General features: G+C 52.2%; 18 protein-coding genes. 10 read left to right on the top strand and 8 right to left on the bottom strand.

What is annotated here, in order from left to right:
- Window positions 1-171 precede the first annotated feature (171 nt).
- The 3 genes from focA to pflA all read left to right on the top strand — a co-directional run bounded on the left by focA (window position 172) and on the right by pflA (window position 4,316).
- Window positions 172-1,029 (top strand): formate transporter FocA, encoded by an 858-nt coding sequence (focA, locus tag AC1MKH_RS08310; RefSeq protein WP_041686279.1) that lies wholly within the window; start codon window positions 172-174, stop codon window positions 1,027-1,029.
- Window positions 1,030-1,085: 56 nt separating this feature from the next.
- Window positions 1,086-3,368 carry a formate C-acetyltransferase gene (pflB, locus tag AC1MKH_RS08305; protein ID WP_276217985.1) on the top strand — a complete coding sequence of 761 codons (2,283 nt, stop codon included), beginning with the start codon at window positions 1,086-1,088 and terminating at the stop codon, window positions 3,366-3,368.
- Window positions 3,369-3,575: 207 nt separating this feature from the next.
- The gene (gene pflA / locus AC1MKH_RS08300) at window positions 3,576-4,316 is read left to right on the top strand and encodes a pyruvate formate lyase 1-activating protein (protein ID WP_149461501.1); all 741 of its coding nucleotides are present in this window, start codon (window positions 3,576-3,578) and stop codon (window positions 4,314-4,316) included.
- 60 nt (window positions 4,317-4,376) lie between these two features.
- Here the strand turns inward: pflA and AC1MKH_RS08295 are convergent, their stop codons facing one another.
- Complete coding sequence (locus AC1MKH_RS08295) at window positions 4,377-5,225, bottom strand: MurR/RpiR family transcriptional regulator (RefSeq protein WP_276217988.1); 849 nt, start codon at window positions 5,223-5,225, stop codon at window positions 4,377-4,379.
- A gap of 121 nt (window positions 5,226-5,346) precedes the next feature.
- Here AC1MKH_RS08295 and AC1MKH_RS08290 point away from each other — a divergent pair, with 121 nt between their 5' ends.
- The 5 genes from AC1MKH_RS08290 to AC1MKH_RS08270 are packed head-to-tail and all read left to right on the top strand — an operon-like array spanning window position 5,347 to window position 9,141.
- A complete protein-coding gene (locus AC1MKH_RS08290; RefSeq protein ID WP_276217990.1) occupies window positions 5,347-5,622 on the top strand; it encodes a PTS sugar transporter subunit IIB in 276 nt (91 codons plus the stop codon).
- A gap of 17 nt (window positions 5,623-5,639) precedes the next feature.
- Window positions 5,640-6,905 carry a PTS ascorbate transporter subunit IIC gene (gene ulaA, locus AC1MKH_RS08285; protein ID WP_276217992.1) on the top strand — a complete coding sequence of 422 codons (1,266 nt, stop codon included), beginning with the start codon at window positions 5,640-5,642 and terminating at the stop codon, window positions 6,903-6,905.
- 10 nt (window positions 6,906-6,915) lie between these two features.
- Entirely contained in the window at window positions 6,916-7,713 is a 798-nt protein-coding gene (locus AC1MKH_RS08280; RefSeq protein ID WP_276217994.1) for a transketolase, read from the top strand.
- Complete coding sequence (locus AC1MKH_RS08275) at window positions 7,713-8,624, top strand: transketolase family protein (RefSeq protein ID WP_276217996.1); 912 nt, start codon at window positions 7,713-7,715, stop codon at window positions 8,622-8,624. Before AC1MKH_RS08280 ends, AC1MKH_RS08275 begins: the two co-directional genes overlap by 1 nt.
- A 52-nt stretch (window positions 8,625-8,676) precedes the next feature.
- Window positions 8,677-9,141, top strand: coding sequence for a PTS sugar transporter subunit IIA (locus AC1MKH_RS08270; RefSeq protein ID WP_276217998.1), 465 nt, complete (start codon window positions 8,677-8,679; stop codon window positions 9,139-9,141).
- 66 nt (window positions 9,142-9,207) lie between these two features.
- On the opposite strand, the gene AC1MKH_RS08265 is transcribed toward AC1MKH_RS08270, so the two are convergent.
- On the bottom strand, window positions 9,208-10,107 hold the full coding sequence (locus tag AC1MKH_RS08265; protein WP_327621797.1) for a LysR family transcriptional regulator: 900 nt from the start codon (window positions 10,105-10,107) through the stop codon (window positions 9,208-9,210).
- Window positions 10,108-10,195: 88 nt separating this feature from the next.
- Between AC1MKH_RS08265 and AC1MKH_RS08260 the strand changes: the two genes are divergently transcribed.
- Window positions 10,196-11,269 carry a linear amide C-N hydrolase gene (locus AC1MKH_RS08260; protein WP_276218000.1) on the top strand — a complete coding sequence of 358 codons (1,074 nt, stop codon included), beginning with the start codon at window positions 10,196-10,198 and terminating at the stop codon, window positions 11,267-11,269.
- Between the two features lie 47 nt (window positions 11,270-11,316).
- Here AC1MKH_RS08260 and AC1MKH_RS08255 read toward each other — a convergent pair whose 3' ends face one another.
- On the bottom strand, window positions 11,317-11,910 hold the full coding sequence (locus AC1MKH_RS08255) for an NAD(P)H oxidoreductase (RefSeq protein ID WP_276218002.1): 594 nt from the start codon (window positions 11,908-11,910) through the stop codon (window positions 11,317-11,319).
- A gap of 99 nt (window positions 11,911-12,009) precedes the next feature.
- On the opposite strand from AC1MKH_RS08255, the gene AC1MKH_RS08250 reads away from it, so the two are divergent.
- A complete protein-coding gene (locus tag AC1MKH_RS08250; protein ID WP_276218004.1) occupies window positions 12,010-12,948 on the top strand; it encodes a LysR family transcriptional regulator in 939 nt (312 codons plus the stop codon).
- On the opposite strand, the gene AC1MKH_RS08245 is transcribed toward AC1MKH_RS08250, so the two are convergent.
- From AC1MKH_RS08245 to serS, 5 genes are all read right to left on the bottom strand, one after another.
- Window positions 12,921-14,069 (bottom strand): MFS transporter, encoded by a 1,149-nt coding sequence (locus AC1MKH_RS08245; protein WP_276218006.1) that lies wholly within the window; start codon window positions 14,067-14,069, stop codon window positions 12,921-12,923. The genes AC1MKH_RS08250 and AC1MKH_RS08245 overlap by 28 nt on opposite strands.
- A 277-nt stretch (window positions 14,070-14,346) precedes the next feature.
- Window positions 14,347-15,210 carry a dimethyl sulfoxide reductase anchor subunit family protein gene (locus AC1MKH_RS08240; protein WP_276218008.1) on the bottom strand — a complete coding sequence of 288 codons (864 nt, stop codon included), beginning with the start codon at window positions 15,208-15,210 and terminating at the stop codon, window positions 14,347-14,349.
- Between the two features lies 1 nt (window position 15,211).
- Window positions 15,212-15,829, bottom strand: coding sequence for a dimethylsulfoxide reductase iron-sulfur subunit DmsB (dmsB, locus tag AC1MKH_RS08235; protein ID WP_015965110.1), 618 nt, complete (start codon window positions 15,827-15,829; stop codon window positions 15,212-15,214).
- Window positions 15,830-15,839: 10 nt separating this feature from the next.
- Window positions 15,840-18,284, bottom strand: a complete 2,445-nt coding sequence (gene dmsA, locus AC1MKH_RS08230) for a dimethylsulfoxide reductase subunit A (protein WP_276218010.1) — start codon at window positions 18,282-18,284, stop codon at window positions 15,840-15,842.
- 200 nt (window positions 18,285-18,484) lie between these two features.
- Entirely contained in the window at window positions 18,485-19,777 is a 1,293-nt protein-coding gene (gene serS, locus AC1MKH_RS08225; protein ID WP_015965112.1) for a serine--tRNA ligase, read from the bottom strand.
- Window positions 19,778-19,810 lie beyond the last annotated feature (33 nt).

Genomic DNA, 19,810 nt, shown 5'->3' with positions numbered 1-19,810 from the left:
GCAAACTTTAAAATTTATTTTTACTTTGATAATCAAAAAGTTATGCCGCTTTCGATGAAAAACCATTCGATTTGCGGGCCTATAAGCCAGGCGAGATATGATCTACATCAAATTCTCATCTATAATGCTTTGTTAGTATCTCGTCGCCGACTTAATAAAGAGAGAGTTAGTGTGAAAGCTGACAACCCTTTTGATCTACTTGTTCCTGCCGCTATGGCCAAAGTTGCCGAAGAAGCAGGTGTCTATAAAGCAACGAAGCATCCGCTGAAAACCTTTTATCTGGCGATTACTGCGGGCGTGTTCATCTCGATTGCTTTTGTTTTCTACATTACTGCCACCACAGGAACCGCGGGCATGCCTTTTGGCGTCGCGAAACTGATTGGGGGTATCTGCTTCTCACTGGGCTTGATTCTCTGCGTCATTTGCGGGGCCGACCTCTTCACTTCCACGGTACTGATCGTTGTGGCGAAAGCCAGCGGTCGCATCACATGGGGTCAACTGGCGAAAAACTGGTTGAACGTCTATGTTGGTAACCTGGTAGGATGTCTGCTCTTTGTTCTGCTGATGTGGCTTTCCGGCGAGTATATGACCGCTAACGGTGGCTGGGGCATGAATGTCCTGCAAACCGCTGACCACAAAATGCACCACACATTTATTGAAGCCGTTGCACTCGGCATCCTGGCTAACCTGATGGTTTGTCTGGCTGTCTGGATGAGCTACTCTGGCCGCAGCCTGATGGACAAAGCCATGATTATGGTTCTTCCGGTTGCCATGTTCGTCGCCAGCGGCTTTGAGCACAGTATTGCAAACATGTTTATGATCCCAATGGGGATTGTGATTCGCAACTTTGCAAGCCCGGAGTTCTGGACCGCAGTTGGTTCAACCCCGGATAGTTTTTCTCACCTGACTATCATGAACTTCATCACTGATAACCTCATTCCGGTGACTATCGGGAATATCATTGGCGGAGGCCTGTTAGTTGGGCTGACATACTGGGTCATTTACCTGCGTGAAGGCGACCATCACTAAAGTGAGCGTTGTGTCAGGCAGTAAATAAAAAATCCACATAAGAAGGTAGGTGTTACATGTCCGAGCTTAATGAAAAGTTAGCCACAGCCTGGGAAGGTTTTACTAAAGGTGACTGGCAGAATGAAGTCAACTTACGTGACTTCATCCAGAAAAACTACACTCCATACGAGGGTGACGAGTCCTTCCTGGCAGGTGCTACTAAAGCAACTACCGAGCTGTGGGACAAAGTAATGGAAGGTGTTAAACAGGAAAACCGCACTCACGCGCCTGTTGACTTCGACACCGCTGTTGCTTCTACCATCACCTCCCACGACGCGGGCTACATCAACAAGTCGCTGGAAAAAATCGTTGGTCTGCAGACTGAAGCTCCGCTGAAACGCGCGCTGATTCCGTTTGGCGGCATCAAAATGATCGAGAACTCCTGCAAAGCGTACAACCGCGAAATGGATCCTCAGATCAAAAAAATCTTCACCGAATACCGTAAAACCCACAACCAGGGCGTTTTTGATGTTTACACCAAAGACATCCTGAACTGCCGTAAATCTGGCGTTCTGACCGGTCTGCCAGATGCATACGGTCGTGGTCGTATCATCGGTGACTACCGTCGTATCGCGGTATACGGTATCGACTTCCTGATGAAAGACAAATACGCACAGTTCCTGTCACTGCAATCTGACATGGAAAACGGCGTAAACCTGGAAGCGACCATCCGTCTGCGTGAAGAAATTGCTGAACAGCACCGCGCACTGGGTCAGATCAAAGAAATGGCTGCTAAATATGGCTGCGATATCTCTGGTCCTGCTACCAACGCTCAGGAAGCTATTCAGTGGACTTACTTTGGCTACCTGGCCGCGGTTAAATCCCAGAACGGCGCTGCAATGTCCTTCGGTCGTACCTCCAGCTTCCTGGATATCTACATCGAACGTGACCTGAAAGCAGGCAAAATCACTGAACAAGAAGCTCAGGAAATGATTGACCACCTGGTCATGAAACTGCGTATGGTTCGCTTCCTGCGTACTCCTGAATATGATGAACTGTTCTCCGGTGACCCGATTTGGGCAACTGAATCCGTCGGTGGTATGGGCGTTGATGGCCGTACCCTGGTGACCAAAAACAGCTTCCGTTTCCTGAACACCCTGTACACCATGGGCCCGTCTCCGGAACCGAACATCACTATCCTGTGGTCTGAAAAACTGCCGCTGGCGTTCAAAAAATACGCTGCGAAAGTGTCCATCGATACCTCTTCTCTGCAGTATGAGAACGATGACCTGATGCGTCCAGACTTCAACAACGATGACTATGCTATCGCTTGCTGCGTAAGCCCGATGATCGTTGGTAAACAAATGCAGTTCTTCGGTGCGCGTGCTAACCTGGCGAAAACCATGCTGTACGCAATCAACGGCGGCGTTGATGAAAAACTGAAAATGCAGGTTGGTCCGAAATCTGAACCAATCAAAGGCGATGTGCTGAACTACGACGAAGTTATCGACCGTATGGATCACTTCATGGATTGGCTGGCTAAACAGTACGTCACCGCACTGAACGTCATCCACTACATGCATGACAAATACAGCTACGAAGCTTCTCTGATGGCGCTGCACGACCGTGACGTTATCCGTACCATGGCTTGCGGTATCGCAGGTCTGTCCGTAGCGGCTGACTCCCTGTCTGCAATCAAATATGCGAAAGTTAAACCGATTCGTGACGAAGACGGTCTGGCTATCGACTTCGAAATCGAAGGCGAATACCCGCAGTTTGGTAACAACGACTCTCGCGTCGATGACATGGCTGTTGACCTGGTAGAACGTTTCATGAAAAAAATTCAGAAACTGACTACTTACCGCAACGCTATCCCGACTCAGTCCGTTCTGACCATCACTTCCAACGTTGTGTATGGTAAGAAAACCGGTAACACCCCAGACGGTCGTCGCGCAGGCGCTCCGTTCGGACCAGGTGCTAACCCGATGCACGGCCGTGACCAGAAAGGTGCTGTTGCCTCTCTGACCTCCGTTGCAAAACTGCCGTTTGCTTACGCTAAAGATGGTATCTCTTACACCTTCTCTATCGTTCCGAACGCACTGGGTAAAGACGACGACGTTCGTAAAACCAACCTGGCAGGCCTGATGGATGGTTACTTCCACCATGAAGCGTCTATCGAAGGCGGTCAGCACCTGAACGTTAACGTTATGAACCGCGAAATGCTGCTCGACGCGATGGAACACCCGGAAAAATATCCGCAGCTGACCATCCGCGTATCTGGCTACGCAGTACGTTTTAACTCCCTGACTAAAGAACAGCAGCAGGACGTTATTACTCGTACCTTCACTCAGTCCATGTAATGGATTTGACTGAAATCGCGATTTAAAAAGCGTACAATAAAGGCTCCACGCAAGTGGGGCCTTTCTTATAAGTGCCCCACTCTCTCCGAGCCTATTTTGCGGGTTAATCTCTATAATGAAATTAACGTGCAAAATAAACTCAAGACGGCCTGAAGTCATGATCGTCACCCCTGCCGGACGCGGGGAAAAACTGGAGATAACACTGCAATGTCTGTAACTGGTCGCATTCACTCCTTTGAATCCTGTGGCACCGTTGATGGCCCAGGTATCCGTTTTATCACCTTCTTCCAGGGCTGCCTGATGCGCTGCCTCTATTGCCATAACCGCGACACGTGGGATACGCACGGTGGCAAAGAAGTCACCGTTGAAGAACTTATGAAAGAGGTGGTGACCTATCGCCACTTTATGAACGCGTCCGGCGGCGGTGTGACCGCATCCGGCGGCGAAGCCATTCTTCAGGCAGAGTTCGTGCGTGACTGGTTCCGTGCCTGTAAGAAAGAAGGCATCCACACCTGCCTCGATACCAATGGTTTTGTGCGTCGCTACGATCCGGTCATCGATGAACTGCTGGAAGTTACCGATCTGGTGATGCTCGATCTCAAACAGATGAACGATGAAATTCACCAGAATCTGGTTGGCGTCTCTAACCATCGCACGCTGGAATTTGCGCAGTATCTGTCGAAAAAAGAGATCAACGTCTGGATCCGTTACGTGGTGGTTCCAGGCTGGTCAGACGATGACGATTCCGCGCACCGTCTGGGCGAATTTACCCGAGATATGGGCAACGTCGAGAAAATCGAACTGCTGCCGTATCACGAACTGGGTAAACATAAATGGGTTGCGATGGGCGAAGAATACAAACTGGATGGCGTCCATCCGCCGAAAAAAGAGACCATGGAACGCGTAAAAGGCATTCTGGAACAGTATGGTCATAAGGTGATGTACTAAAACCTTCAGCGTGGCAGATGCTATGCGGAATAATAATCCGCGAGATCTGCCATGCTTTCCCTACGACATAAAATATTCTGACAGCTTATTCGTCACGCTTTCAATTGAGAAAATGCGTTTCTGATGCGCTTTTCGGCACTGAACATAACGTTCGTCCTGCTCTTCCAGTGCACTGAGTATGCGATCTGCAACCATCATCGCGCCCGCAATTTCCGCAAAACCAGACTCCCCATCCCCCTGAAGCGCCACAGCAGCCTGTAAGTTCCAGTCTGAGAGGCGGTTCAATTGTGCAAACGATCCGCGCGTCAGCGACAATATTTTAATCCCCTGCTCTTTTGCCAGAGACAGCGCCTGCATCATATCGGTAGACGTTTGTTCGGTATGAATGACGATAATGCCCGTTTTCTGGTTATCGGCTAAAGGGGAGATGGCTGTTGGATAAGATCTGTCGATAAAACTCGCAATTTTTCCCATTTGCACCAAATGCATCTGAAGGAAAAGCGCCACCGGCACGGCGGTACCCACCGCATAAATGGCAATGTTCCCCAGCTGATTCAGCCATGATGCAACGGCTTGCAGCTCAAGACTGTCGATAATTGCATTGCTGTCACGAATACTGGCCAATACCGCAGACGTCTCATCATCGCCCCGTTCATCCGAACGGGCAGCGCCCTGCTCCAGCGCTAGTGCGGTTCTGAAGTCAGAGAATCCTTTGAATCCAAACGCTCGACAAAATCGGGTAATGCTCCCCTCGCTGGTATCTATGGAATCAGCCAGTTCGGTAATCGTGTGCCGCATCACAAAATCGGGATTTTCAGTAATAAAACGCCCGACCTTTTCGAGGATCGGACTTAGCCCGGATGCTTCATTTCGTATGTTTATCAACAAATTATTGTCTATCTGGCTCATTTTTCGCCTTTTTACACAAAATGCAAATGCTGTCACATATTTCGGCCGGGATTGTGATAATAATTTTTATCGAATTAATGATAGTTAAAAATAATTATTTTCACAAACAGAAGGACATCTTATGAAAGGTCTTATCGTCTGTCGTACCGGCATGGGCAGCTCACTCATGCTCAAAATTAAAGCACAAAAAATCATCGATAAACACGGATGGGACATCGATCTCGAACACGATGTGCTTTCCGGGCTGGCAACCTGGCGAGGCATTGATTTTGTCATCACCATGCGCGATCTCACCGATGAAGTAGAAGCGGCCGGGTTCAGGGCTATCGGTATTACCGATTTGATGAACAGCGAAGAAATGGAATCTGCGCTCACCAGCGTCGTTCAGAACAACTAATCTCTCTCGGGGGAAATATGGATCTCCTTAAGTTCATTGTATTCGACATTCTGGGTGTAACCCCACTTTTAGTTGGTTTTATTGCATTAATCGGACTGCTTATCCAGCGTAAACCCATCGAAAAGGTCCTTTCTGGTACGTTTAAAACTATCGTGGGATTTCTGGTATTTGCTGGCGGTGCCGGGCTTGCGGTTACCTCGCTGGGAAACTTTCAGACGTTATTTAGCGATGGATTCGGCCTGAAAGGTGTTATGCCATTAGCGGAGGCATTAACTGGGCTTGCCCAAACCAAGTTCGCCATGTGCGTCTCGCTCATCATGGTCATTGGTTTTGGCTGGAACCTTTTATTCGCCCGCATAACTCCCTTTAAATACATATTCCTTACCGGGCAACATAACCTTTATCTCTCCGCCCTGCTCACCGTCACGCTTAAAGCGTTGGGCTACAGCGACATGACTACCATCATTGTTGGTTCCGTGCTTCTGGGACTCGCGGCCTGTCTCTATCCCGCCATCGCGCAGCCCTGGATGCGGAAGATCACCGGCAACGATGAAATTGCCATGGGCCATTACGTCACCCTGGCTTACGCTATCTCAGGCTGGATAGGTTCAAAAGTCGGCGATCCGAAACAATCGACAGAAAAACTAAATCTACCGGGCTGGCTGGGGATATTTAAAGACTATATTGTCTCCGTATCCATATCTGTCAGCATCTTCTACTACATCGCAGCGCTTGCTGCCGGTAAAGTTGCCGTCACCGCCGCGGCAGGTGGCATGCACTGGCTGGTTTATCCGCTGTACCAGTCGTTAACCTTTACCGCATCGCTATACATCATTATCACCGGTGTTCGCTTGCTGCTGTCCGAAATCGTCCCTGCATTCCTGGGCATTTCAGAGAAATTTATTCCCAATGCCAAGCCCGCTCTGGACTGCCCTGTAGTGTTTCCCTACGCCCCTACAGCAACCGTGCTGGGTTTCATCTCATCGTTTATCGGTGGATTAGTGGTTATGGGGTTCCTCGCCATCCTCGGCCAGACGGTCATTATCCCTGTCGCTATCCCCTATTTCTTTATTGGCGCGACCGCCGCGGTATTTGGTAACGCCTCTGGTGGCTGGAAAGGCGCAATTGTCGGCAGCTTTGTGACCGGAATATTGATAGGCGTTGGGCCAGCATTGATCTACCCGATCATGGAATCCGTAGGTTTATCAGGCACCAGCTTCCCGGAAACCGACTTTGTTGCCCTGGGTTTGGTGGTGTACTACATCGGCAAAATGCTGCCATAGGAAGGAAAAAATGAATATAGAGCAACTTCAGTCCCACGCACTCGCCGCACGTCGCGATATTGTCAGCATGATTTACGAATCCGGAATCGGACACCCAGGAGGAGCGCTATCGATTATCGATATCCTGACCTGGATTTATAACGAAGAGGTTGATTTAACCGCATCTCCCCGTGCTCGAGTGGTCATGAGTAAAGGCCATGCCGTGGCTGCACAATACGCCATGCTGCATCAGAAAGGAGTCATAGCACGCAGCGAATTTAAGACATTCAGACAAATTAATTCGCGCTTACAGGGCCACCCCAGCATCAAGGCGATGCCTGAGGTTGACGCTACCACGGGGCTGCTCGGACAGGGTTTGTCTATTGCCTTCGGTATGGCTGCCGCGAAGCGACAGCGGGGCGAAACCGAACGTGTGTTCGCCATTATCGGCGATGGCGAAATGCATGAAGGGCAAATCTGGGAGACCTTGCAGCAGGCTGGCCATGCGAAAATAGACAATCTGGTCGCCATCATCGATTACAATGGATTCTCCTCGCATGACCCGGTAAATCAGGTTGTCAATCTTGAACCACTGGCAGATAAAGTGCGCCATTTTGGCTGGCATGTTCTTGAACTTCAGAATGGCAACGATATGCATCAGGTTGCCAATACGCTGCGCTTATCTCGCTATCTGAAAGGTAAACCGGTCGCCATCATCGCAAATACCACCAAAGGCTGTGGTGTGAGCTATATGGAAAACAACGGCGACTGGCATTCCAAAACGCCGTCAACGGAGCAATATCATCAGGCAATGGAGGAATTACAATAATGAAAGCACCACGCGATGAAATTGGCAAAGCACTTATTGCCTTGAAAAATAAAGGTTATCCGATTGTCGCTATTGATAGCGATCTCGCGAGCTCAACGAGAACCGATCAATTCCAGGCCGCCTATCCGGCATCCTTTTTTGAAATGGGGATCGCCGAAGGTTCCGCGATGAGTTTTGCCATTGGGCAGGCAGTCGAAGGCAATATTCCCTTCTACGTGAACTTTGCCATGTTCGTTACCGGAACAGCCTGGACTCAGCTACGCCAGGCCTGCTACGCCAAAGCCAATATCAAACTGGTTGGCAGCCATCCGGGCATGGACGATGGCCCTGATGGCGCCTCACACCACGCTCTCGAAGATCTGGCTCTGACTCGCGTTCTGCCTGGGTTGACGATCCTTACCCCTGCCGACGCCGACGAAATAGAAGACGCTTTCGAACAGGCGGTAAAAATCGACGGGCCTGTTTACATCCGCGTGGCGCGTGAGCCTATGCCAATACGCGATAAATCCGTTATTCCGCGCGTTACCGATATCGCGGCTATTGCAGAGAATGGCAACGACTTTGCCATTCTCTTTGAAGGCACCGTAATGGAACAAGCAATGGAGGGTTACGAAAAGCTCGTGGCCGCTGGTAAGCAAGGCAAGCTCATCCATGTTGCCAAACTTAAGCCGTTTAATCACGACGCTTTTTACGCCTTGATTGAGGGCTGCCCTTCGCTCGTCACCATCGAGAATCATACGGTCAACGGAGGTCTGGGCGGACAAATTGCGGAAGCCATGACGCAAAGAGGCATTCCAGCAAAACTGTGCCGTTTGGGTACCCAGGATACGTTCACGGAGTCAGGAAATAGCCGCGAGCTAAAAACGAAGTATGGGATCTCTGGCGCTGCTATTTATCACGCACTGAGTTAGTCACATCACGGGCTGCTCAACGCCAGGAGCAGCCCGCTCTTACGAGGTTATTATGGATAATCCTTTATTCAGCGCTTATCAGTATATAAACCATAGTATTGACTGGAAACACGCCATCGAAATGGCTTGTCTCCCGCTAGAACAACAAGGGAAAGTAACCACCGGTTATGCTGGCGCTATCATTCAGGCTACAGAGGAAAACGGCCCGTGGTATATTCTGAGCCCTGAATTCGCCCTTCCCCACGCCCGCCCCGAAGAAGGCGTCCTCAGCCAGCAAAGTTGCTTATCCCTGCTATGTTGCAGCGAACGAATTGCATTTCCTGAACATCCAGATGTTCGGTTTATCGTTGTCCTCGCTGCCGCGAACAGTCAGCAGCATATCCTCATGATCCAGGGGTTAGTGAGCTGGCTGGATGAACACGATCGTTTACATCAGTTGAGTCACATTCGTCACCAGGATGAACTCTCGGAACTGGTTGCATCGGTGTCGAGGCTTGTTACAGGTTTGACAGCTTAATCCTGACGGTGCCCGCCGTGGGAAGCATCATCGATAATGTATGAACCGCTGACCATGCCGCCTGCTTTACTCACCTTCCTGCCAGACTTCATCAATCGCATTCAAAACCTGCTCCAGTTGATTAGGTTGTATCTGCCCAGGCTTCCACAGCGCGACGACCGGATGCGTTAACCCCTTATCGCCCGCTTCGGTCTCCTGGCGTTCGATGTTCTCCCACTCCTCCACCCCGAAATGACGCGGTAAAAAAGCCCAGCCGTCTCCGGCGGACAACCGTTTTTGCAGCAACGTGATTTCATTAACGCGAATGATATGGTCGGCAATTTGAATACGCTGTGCCAGCGACTGCTGCAACGTGCAGAACGGCACAAGCTGCGGGCTGGCGGCGAGGTGTAACATCGATACCGGCGAGACCGGGAAAAAGCCTTTTCGCGCCCAGACAGAGAGCGAAATTGCCCCCACCGCTCGCCACTTAAGATGATCGTTAACCGATCGATTGAGCGCCTGGTAAATACCAATATCCGCCTTTCCTTCATCCAGCCAACGCTCCGCCTGTTCACGTTCACACATCAGCAAATCGAGCGAAATATGTTGCTGTGCGAGAGTGCTTGCCAGGCTGAGTAAAAAATCACGCGGCGTGAAGGGGTCATAGCACAGCGTCAGTTGTGTCTTGAGCTGATCGGGCAGCTGCTTAGCAACCTGCGAAAAAGCCTGCGCTTCATGCAAGAACAATCGTGCCTGGCGATACAGACGTTTGCCGGAATCGGTCAGTTCAAGCGGACGCTTCGTGCGATCGAACAGGACATAACCTAAGTCTATTTCAAGATAATCAATAAGCTGACTTACCGTCGTCCTGTCTTTCTTCAGCTTTTTCGCCGCCTGCGTCAGGGTTCCGCACTCACAAACGCAGGCAAACGCTTCAATTTGCGCCAGAGAAAAATTAATCGACTCCATAGGTTCCTTATCCATTTACGGGGGATTTCCCCCCGCTAAGTGATTTATTGCGCTGAGCATATTAACCCTAACATAGACGGGTGAACTTAACTGAGGAAGAAAAATGAAGAATCAAAAAATCTCCGCCGTCGCTTTAGGTCTGGTACTCACTGTGGGGGTAAGCGTCAGCGCCGATGCCTGTACCCGCGCATTTATGAACATGTTTCCGGGCTATATGGTCACCGCTCGCAACCTGGATTTCTTTGGCCCTGTCGATCCGTCACTGGTGATCACCCCAAAAGGCATCGCCCATAATGGCGGGGACAGCGCCAAAGCGGCGCACTGGACCACACGTTACGGCAGCGTCGTGGTCTATGCGGATGGTGTCTTTCCGATGGATGGCATGAATGAGGCCGGGCTGGCGGGACATACCCTGTTTTATATGAATGGCTCGCAGGTACAGCAGGATAATCAGGATAAGCCAGTGCTCGAAAGCCGAGCGTGGCTAAGCTATATCCTTGATAACTATGCAACAGTGAACGACGCCGTCGAGGGTATTCGCCATAACGTGCGTCTGGCGGCGGCTAAACTGCCGGTGGATTACGCCACGGACACAAAACATATTGCGATCGAAGATAAGAGTGGCGACTCTGCCATCATTGAAATTGATAACGGCAAAGTGAATATCTACCACGATAAAAATTACCGTGTGATGACCAACCCGCCTTCTTACGACAAACAGTTAGCGAATCTCGCGCGTTTCAGCCACGCGAAACGCGACGCTATTCCAACCGGGCTGGATGCCGACCAGCGTCTGGTGCGCGCCAGCTGGAACTTACAGAATCTTCCAAAACCGGAGAACAAGAACCAGGCCCAGGGATTTGTCCTGTCGGTCATCAATAACGTGGCCTACCCGATCGGTATTCCGGCGGAAAGTGACGAGCAAAAAGTCACCGATATGTACGCGAAATACAGTAAGAAACCGGAAAACAACAAAGGTATTGGCACCTACTGGACGACGATATCTGACCTCTCGCATCAGGAGTATCACTTCAAATCGACCTTTGCCGCCTCGCAGGTGTGGGTGGATTTAAAACAGATCAACTTCAGCGCCGGTCTGCCGGTGAAAACCATCAGCGGCCTTAATGACTATGCGCAGAAAGGCTGGGAAGGGAATATTCTGGCGCAGGCGAAATAACTCTGCATCGCGAAAAACCCCCACTCTGTGCGGGTTAGGTTGGTGACTTACAGTGCTTTTACCATCTTCCTGGCTTGTACAAAGAGTGAGCGATAGTGTTCTTCGCGATTATCAATATCTGCCTCCACGCCGATCGTGTTGTACAAATAAGTGACATCAACATCCGTCACACCGAGATAACTTGAGGCGCTGGTCAAATAGTCACTCATATTTTTGCGCCAACCAAAGTGCTCAAACTTATCCTCCGCCCCTCCCACCAGCGCAACCCAGCGTATTTTTTTAAAGGGTAGCGAGCTTCCCTCGCCATAGGCCAGACCATGATTCCACACCCGATCAAGATACCCTTTCAACATCGCGGGGAAGCTATACCACCAGACAGGGAATACAATCACTGCTGTATCGTGTCCCTGCATCTGTGAAAAGAGTTTATGGACTTCTGGAGCGTAAGTTTTCTGCGGGTCGTCCCAATCGGGTTCATCCTGCGTACGCAGTACGGGATCGAAATCCGCACGATAAAGGTCGAGCGTATCAACCGCAATCTGCTTATCCTCCGCCTGCTGCTGGATTTCCTTAACCACCTGCGCAGTGAGTGAATCATGGCGAGGGTGCGCCCAAATCAGATAGATATTTTTGGTTTCCATTGTTACCTCTGTTCGTTGGGATTTGCCTGTCACTTTACTGAGGTGAGATAATCCTGTGAATTTGATTATTCAACATGGGTTAGTGAGGAATTTTCATCAATGAAAGCCAATATTGCCGATTTCGCCACCTTCCTCGCCGTTGCCCGCCATCAAAGTTTTCGTGGCGCGGCAGATGCGCTAGGCCTCTCACCTTCCGCCATTAGCCACGCTATTAAACAGCTGGAACAACGGTTGAAAATCCGTTTATTCAACCGCACCACGCGGAGCGTTGCGCTTACGGAGGCGGGTCGCAGCCTGTATGAACGACTGCGCCCTGCTTTTGAAGATATTCAGAACATGCTGGATGAGGTGAATAACTTTCGCGAAACGCCCTCCGGAACCCTGCGTTTTAATGCCGCTCGCACAGCGACGCGCATTTTCCTGATGCCATTACTGGCAGAGTTCACCCGCCGTTATCCTGACCTGAAAATCGAAGTTTCCTCAGACGATCAACTGGTAGATATTGTGGCCGAGGGGTTCGACGCCGGGATACGACTGAGCGCCATTGTCGAACAGGATATGATAGCCGTACCTATTGGCCCGCCCGTCCGTTTAATGGTCGTCGCCACGCCCGCGCATTTCGCCCGCTTTGGGCGACCTGAGCATCCGCGTGATTTATTGCAACATCCTTGCGTTGTCTTTCGTTATCCCAGCGGACGGCCTTACCACTGGGAGTTCAGTGGCCCGGAAGGCAAGCTGGATATTGCGGCGGCGGGAAATATCACCGTCGATGATATGGATGCAGAGCTGGAAGCCGTACTCATGGGTGCAGGCGTGGGCTACCTGCTAAGCGAACAAGTCAATGAGCATCTGCACAGCGGAAGGCTGGAATCGGTTCTGGAAGAGTGGTTGCCCGCGCGACCGGGATTTCAGCTTTACTACCCGAATCGGCACTATATGTCCTGCGGGCTTCGGGCATTTCTCGACTTTGTTAAACAGCCCGATAACGCAGACGTTAACGGGCCAAATTCTCAGGCATGCGCCACCGGCGTCGGGTGATGCCCGGCTTTGCGCAGCAGCATCAGAAGATACACAAACGAAACGCAGGCGATCATCACAAATAGCAGGTTATCGGAATAGTTCTGCATCAACATTGCCGTCAGCGTCGGGCCGAGCAGACTACCGATGGTATAGCTCAGCAGCAACGCCTGGTTCATCGACACCAGTTGATGATGTTCCACCTTTTCGCAGGCCCAGGCCATTGCCACCGGATATAACGTGAACCCGGAAGCGCCAAGGACAAATAAAGCAGGTGCCATTGCCGCATTGCTAAGCATCGCCAGGCATCCGAGGATCACCACGAAGACCTGTACACGCAGGACTAACAGACGGCCATAGCGATCCGCCAGGCGGCCAACCGGCCACTGACCCACGATACCTGCACTGACCATCACCGCCATCCAGAAACCGATGCCGGAATCGCTCACTCCCTGGTGGTTCAGATAGAGCGGCATCAGGCCATAAAGCGATCCCAGTACAATCCCGGAGATAATGCAGCCGTTTACGCCAAGGCGCGCCTGGCGAAGCGTGAACATCGACCACACGCGGGTTGATACATGCGTTTCATCCTGCTGATTGTTGATACGCGCGAACAGCATCGGCAAAATGGCGGCCAGTACCAGGCCCGTCATCACCGGTAACACGGTCAGCAGATCGGTTGGCAGTTTGCTGACCATGATTTGACCCAGCACAGTACCGACGTAGTACACCATCATATAAGCCGCCAGCAGACGCCCACGGTTACGTGAGGTGCCACTGCACATCAGCGCACTTTCCACGACGACCCAAATCATGGCGCAACCCACGCCCGCGACAAAGCGCCAGAACATCCAGCTCCAGAACCCGACCATCATCCCTAATCCTACGCAGCCCACGGCAAAAATCGCGGAGGCAATGTAGTAGCTACGGTTAAATCCCATACGCTTAATTAAGCGCCCGGTCAGCAATGTCCCCACCAGGTTACCGGTGAAATAGGAGGAACCGACCATCCCGACCTGCCAGGTAGGCAAGTTTTCGTGGGCGAGCCAAAGCGGGACGAGCGTATTTAATACCGCGATCGCCAGAGTCAACAAAAGTAAGCCACAGAGCAACAGCTGCACCGGGCGAGTATAGGTGTTCATGGGTAAAAACCGTGAGGATGATCAGATTTCGAGCGCATCATGCCACGGCCATTATTAAAGTCAATCGCCCGTCTGACGGGGGCTGCGGGGAATATGGGGTGACGATTGATGTTTCTTATCCAGCGAAGCGGAAATAAATTCACGCCATCAATCATTTCATTGTTTTTATTCGTTTATTACCGGAACATGTCGGAACGATTGGTCGAAAAATTTCATGATAAAAAAGCATTAAAAAGCCAGGACGCAATGCCCTGGCTTTTTTTATACCCACAATAACTTAGCTGGCAATCGCCATGCCGACGGTCATATGCAGGCCGTAGAAAACGCCACGGCCAATCAGCTCACCCGCAATGACCAGCACCACGGCAATGCTCAGCAGCGGCAGCGCCGGTTGATAGCCTCTCAGCTGCGGCGCAACCCAGCACACCAGCGCCAGGGCAATCAGCACCACGCGCCAGGCCATCAACGAACCGTAATCCGGCACCAGTGCTGACGCCTGCTGAATAGAGCTGTGAATCGTCGCCAGTTCAGCACCCTGCATCAGCGCAACCACCACACTCACCACCAGCGCAACGATGCTAACGGCAGGCAGCAGACGCATCGCCCAACCGGTGACATCGGCCGCACGCAGCAGCAGGTAGCCCAGCAGCGGGCCGCCAATGAACAGTGTCAGGAAGAAGCTCATCGGCGTCCAGACGCTGTACCAGGTCGGTACGGTATCAATGCTGTTGTACACACGCGCCATCATCCAGACAAATACTACGCCCAGTACTGCGGTGACAATCAGCCACAGCCCACGCAGCGCCGGTGACAGTTTTTTCATCATCGCCAGCAGCCAGCCAAGGCCACCGACCGCAAAGAAGATTGCGCCGCTGGCAATTTCATTACTCAGCGCCGACGAACCCACGCGGTTGAGCGAGTTGAATGCGCGCATTGGGGAACCCAGATGCAGCGTCGATGCGATAAATGCAATGCCCATCAGCACCCACAGCGCAAACATCCCGGTCACCACGCGCTGCTGCGCGTTAGGGCGTAAATCGCCCTTCAGCAACGCCAGTGCCAGCACGATAAACGCGCCCACCACGCATTGACCAAAGACCGTGAAGATCATCAACGGCCATTCATGCCATCCACTACCCATCTCACACCTCCTTCGGATTGGCTAAGTAGCCAGTGGTATCGCCGGTTGGGCGACTGTTGGCATTCGGCTTAATGACGATGCTCGGTTTGGTGAAGTGCGCAGACGGCAGCGGTGCAACAGCGGCAAGATTACCGTGTTTTTTACGCAGCTCGTCAATCGGGCCGAAATCGAGCGCGCGCAGCGGGCAGGATTCCACGCAGATTGGCTTTTTACCGTCTGCCACGCGGTCGTGGCAGCCATCGCATTTCGTCATGTGCCCTTTCGCTGCGTTGTACTGCGGCGCGCCGTACGGGCAGGCCATATGGCAGTAGCGGCAGCCGATGCAAACATCTTCATCGACGACCACAAAACCATCTTCGCGTTTGTGCATCGCGCCGCTCGGACAGACCTTGGTACAGGCCGGATCTTCGCAGTGGTTGCACGAAATAGAGAGATAGTAAGCAAAGACGTTCTGATGCCAGACGCCGTTGTCTTCCTGCCAGTCGCCGCCCGCGTATTCGTAAATACGGCGGAAGCTGACGTCCGGGCCTAAATCTTTGTAGTCTTTACACGCCAGCTCGCAGGTTTTGCAGCCGGTGCAACGACTCGAATCAATATAAAAACCGTATTGGGTTGTCATCGATTACTCCTTACACCCTTTCAACCTGAACGAGATTTGTGTGTGACGGGTTGCCCTTCGCCAGCGGCGATGGACGCTGCGTCGTCAGAACGTTGATACAGCCCGCCTGATCCACACCTTTAGCATCCGGGTCATACCATGCCCCTTCGCCCAGTGCGACAACGCCCGGCATCATACGCGGCGTGACTTTCGCCTCGATGTGTACTTCGCCACGGTCGTTAAAGATGCGCACACGATCGCCGTTGGCGATACCGCGTTTCTTCGCATCCAGCGGGTTGATCCACATTTCCTGACGGCAGGCCGCTTTCAGCACTTCAACGTTGCCATAGGTAGAGTGAACGCGGGATTTATAGTGGAAACCGGTCAGCTGCAACGGGAATTTCTCCGTCAGCGGATCGTTATAGTTTTCAAATCCCGGGGTGTAGATAGGCAGTGGATCGATAACATCGCCTTCAGCCAGTTCCCAGGTTGCGGCGATTTTCGCCAGTTCCTGAGAGTAAATTTCGATTTTGCCCGATGGCGTGGTCAGTGGGTTGGCCTGAGGATCTTCACGGAAAGCCTTATACGCAACGTGATGTCCTTCAGGATCGCGCTGTTTGAAAATCCCCTGCTTGCGGAAGGTGTCGAAGTCCGGCAGCTCAGGAATTGCTTCGCGCGACTGTTCATACAGATGGCGCATCCACTCTTCCTGGCTACGGCCTTCGGTAAACTGCTGCTCCACGCCCATCCGTTTGGCAAGCTCTGTGGTCATGTCGTAGATAGTTTTGCACTCGAAGCGCGGTTTGATCGCCTGGTCAGCAAAGATGACGTACGACATGTTGCCGCAGGACGCATCCAGCGCGAAGTCCATCTGTTCAGACGCGGTGCAGTCCGGCAGGATGATATCGGCGTATTTCGCGGACGAGGTCATATGGCAGTCGATCACCACAATCAGCTCGCACTTCTTGTCATCCTGGAGGATCTCGTGGGTGCGGTTGATTTCCGAGTGCTGGTTGATAATGCAGTTGCCCGCATAGTTCCAGATCATTTTGATCGGCACATCGAGTTTATCTTTCCCGCGCACACCGTCGCGTAGCGCCGTCATTTCCGGGCCACGTTCAATTGCATCGGTCCACATAAACATGGAGATGCTGGTCTGAATCGGGTTTTCCAGGGTCGGCATACGGACGAAAGGCAAAGAGTAAGACCCTTCACGGGCGCCAGTATTACCGCCGTGAATACCGACATTGCCAGTCAGAATAGAGAGCATGGAGATCGCGCGGGTGGCGATTTCACCGTTAGCATGACGCTGCGGGCCCCAGCCCTGAGAGATAAACGCCGGTTTAGCGGTCGCAATTTCACGCGCCAGCTTCACAATGCGCTCTACAGGAATACCGGTGATAGCCGACGCCCACTCCGGCGTTTTCGCCACGCCGTCGTTGCCCTGGCCAAGAATATAGGCTTTATAGTGCCCATTGGCTGGCGCGCCCGCTGGCAGCGTTTTCTCGTCGTAACCGACGCAGTATTTATCGAGGAACGGCTGATCGACCAGATTTTCGCTGATCATCACCCACGCCAGTGCAGAAACCAACGCCCCGTCGGTACCTGGACGAATAGGGATCCATTCATCTTCACGCCCGGCGCCGGTATCGGTATAGCGCGGATCGACGATGATCATGCGCGCATTCGATTTCTGACGCGCCTGTTCAAGGTAGTACGTCACCCCACCGCCGCTCATACGCGTTTCGCCAGGGTTGTTACCAAACAGCACGACAAGCTGGCTGTTTTCAATATCGGACGGGCTGTTGCCGTCGGCCCAACCGCCGTAGGTGTAGTTCAGACCTTCCGCAATCTGCGCAGACGAGTAGTCACCGTAATGGTTCAGATAACCGCCACAGCAGTTCATCAGGCGGGCCACCAGGGTATTTCCCGGCGGCCAGGAGCGCGTCATGGTGCCGCCCAGCGTACCGGTACCGTAGTTGAGATAGATAGATTCGTTACCGTACTCTTTGATCAGGCGCTGCATGTTGGTGGCGATGGTATCGAACGCCTCTTCCCAGGTGATGCGCTCAAATTTCCCTTCGCCACGTTTGCCTACGCGTTTCATCGGGTATTTCAGACGGTCTGGATTGTAGACGCGTCGGCGCATAGAACGACCGCGCAGGCAGGCGCGAACCTGGTGTAAGCCGTCGTAGTTATCATCACCGGTATTGTCGGTTTCGACGTATTTGATTTCACCATCCACAACGTGCATGCGTAGCGGGCAGCGGCTGCCACAGTTTACGGTACACGCGCTCCAGGTGAGACGCTCAGAGGCAGTTGCCGGGGCTAACGCATCAGCGGCGCTTACCATACGGCTAAACGGGAGCGTGAAGGCACTGCTGGCCATCGCCAGGCCGCCAATTGCCGAGGTTTTCATCAAACCGCGACGGCTGACCTCGGCTGCCAGAATGGCATCGGGGGTCTTAATTTTCATGGATACTCACTTCGTTGCTCACATTGAAAACAATACCGCTATATAGTCATATATATAGCGAGATTTTTATTTTTTAGTTTTATATGCTACTGGTTACTTCGAAGGGAGTATTTCTCTTTTGAATGGTTAAGGTATTGCTCAGTATCAATGATGGGCATAAAAAAAGCGCCCGCAGGCGCTTTTTACGTAAGAAAGATTAATCAGCCAATATATTCCAGGCCGTTCATATACGGGCGCAGGACTTCCGGCACCTCGATACGACCATCGGCCTGCTGGTAGTTTTCCAGCACCGCCACCAGCGTACGACCTACTGCCAGGCCGGAGCCGTTCAGGGTGTGCACCAGACGGGTTTTCTTATCAGATTTGCTACGGCAACGAGCCTGCATACGACGCGCCTGGAAATCCCAGACGTTAGAGCAGGAAGAGATCTCGCGGTAGGTATTCTGCGCCGGAACCCACACTTCCAGGTCATAGGTTTTGCAGGCGCCGAAGCCCATATCCCCTGTGCACAGAATGATTTTGCGGTACGGCAGACCCAGCAGTTGCAGAACTTTCTCTGCATGACCGGTCATCTCTTCCAGCGCCGCCATGGAGTCTTCCGGGCGAACAACCTGCACCATCTCAACTTTGTCGAACTGGTGCATACGGATCAGACCACGGGTATCACGACCGTAAGAACCGGCTTCAGAACGGAAGCACGGCGTATGCGCGGTCATTTTGATCGGCAGGTCGTCTTCGTCGATGATTTCATCGCGCACCAGGTTGGTCAGCGGCACTTCGGCCGTTGGGATCAACGCATAGTTGCTGCTGTCGGCTTCTTCTTCCAGCGGACGCGTATGGAACAGGTCACCGGCGAATTTCGGCAGCTGACCCGTACCGTACAGCGTGTCCTGGTTAACCAGATACGGCACATAGTTCTCGCTGTAACCGTGCTGTTCAGTGTGCAGATCCAGCATGAACTGAGACAGTGCACGGTGCATGCGCGCGATCTGGCCTTTCATCACCACAAAGCGGGAACCGGTCAGTTTCACTGCTGCAGCGAAATCGAGGCCGCTGTGCATCTCGCCCAGCGTCACGTGGTCGCGGACTTCGAAATCGAACTCACGCGGCGTACCCCAGCGGCTGACTTCAACGTTGTCGTTTTCGTCTTTACCGACCGGCACATCGTCGTGCGGAATGTTCGGGATAGTCAGTGCGATATCGCGGATTTCCGCCAGCAGCACATCCAGCTCAGATTTCGCGGCATCAAGCTGCTCACCGAGTTTGTTCACTTCCAGGCGTAATGGCTCGATATCTTCCCCGCGCGCTTTCGCCTGGCCAATGGATTTCGATCGCGAGTTTCGCTCTGCCTGCAGGTTTTCGGTTTCAACCTGCAGCACTTTACGACGCTCTTCAAGAGCGCGAAGTTTATCTACATCCAGCTTAAAGCCCCGGCGTGCCAGTTTTTCTGCGACTGCGTCTGGCTCGGTACGCAGCAGATTGGGATCGAGCATGCTTATCCTGTGCTTATCGAATTAAAAAAGGGA

Source organism: Pseudocitrobacter sp. CD920760, from assembly GCF_057782505.1.
Note: the sequence above shows the minus strand (reverse complement) of the source record. Positions and strands in the feature narration are given on the sequence as shown.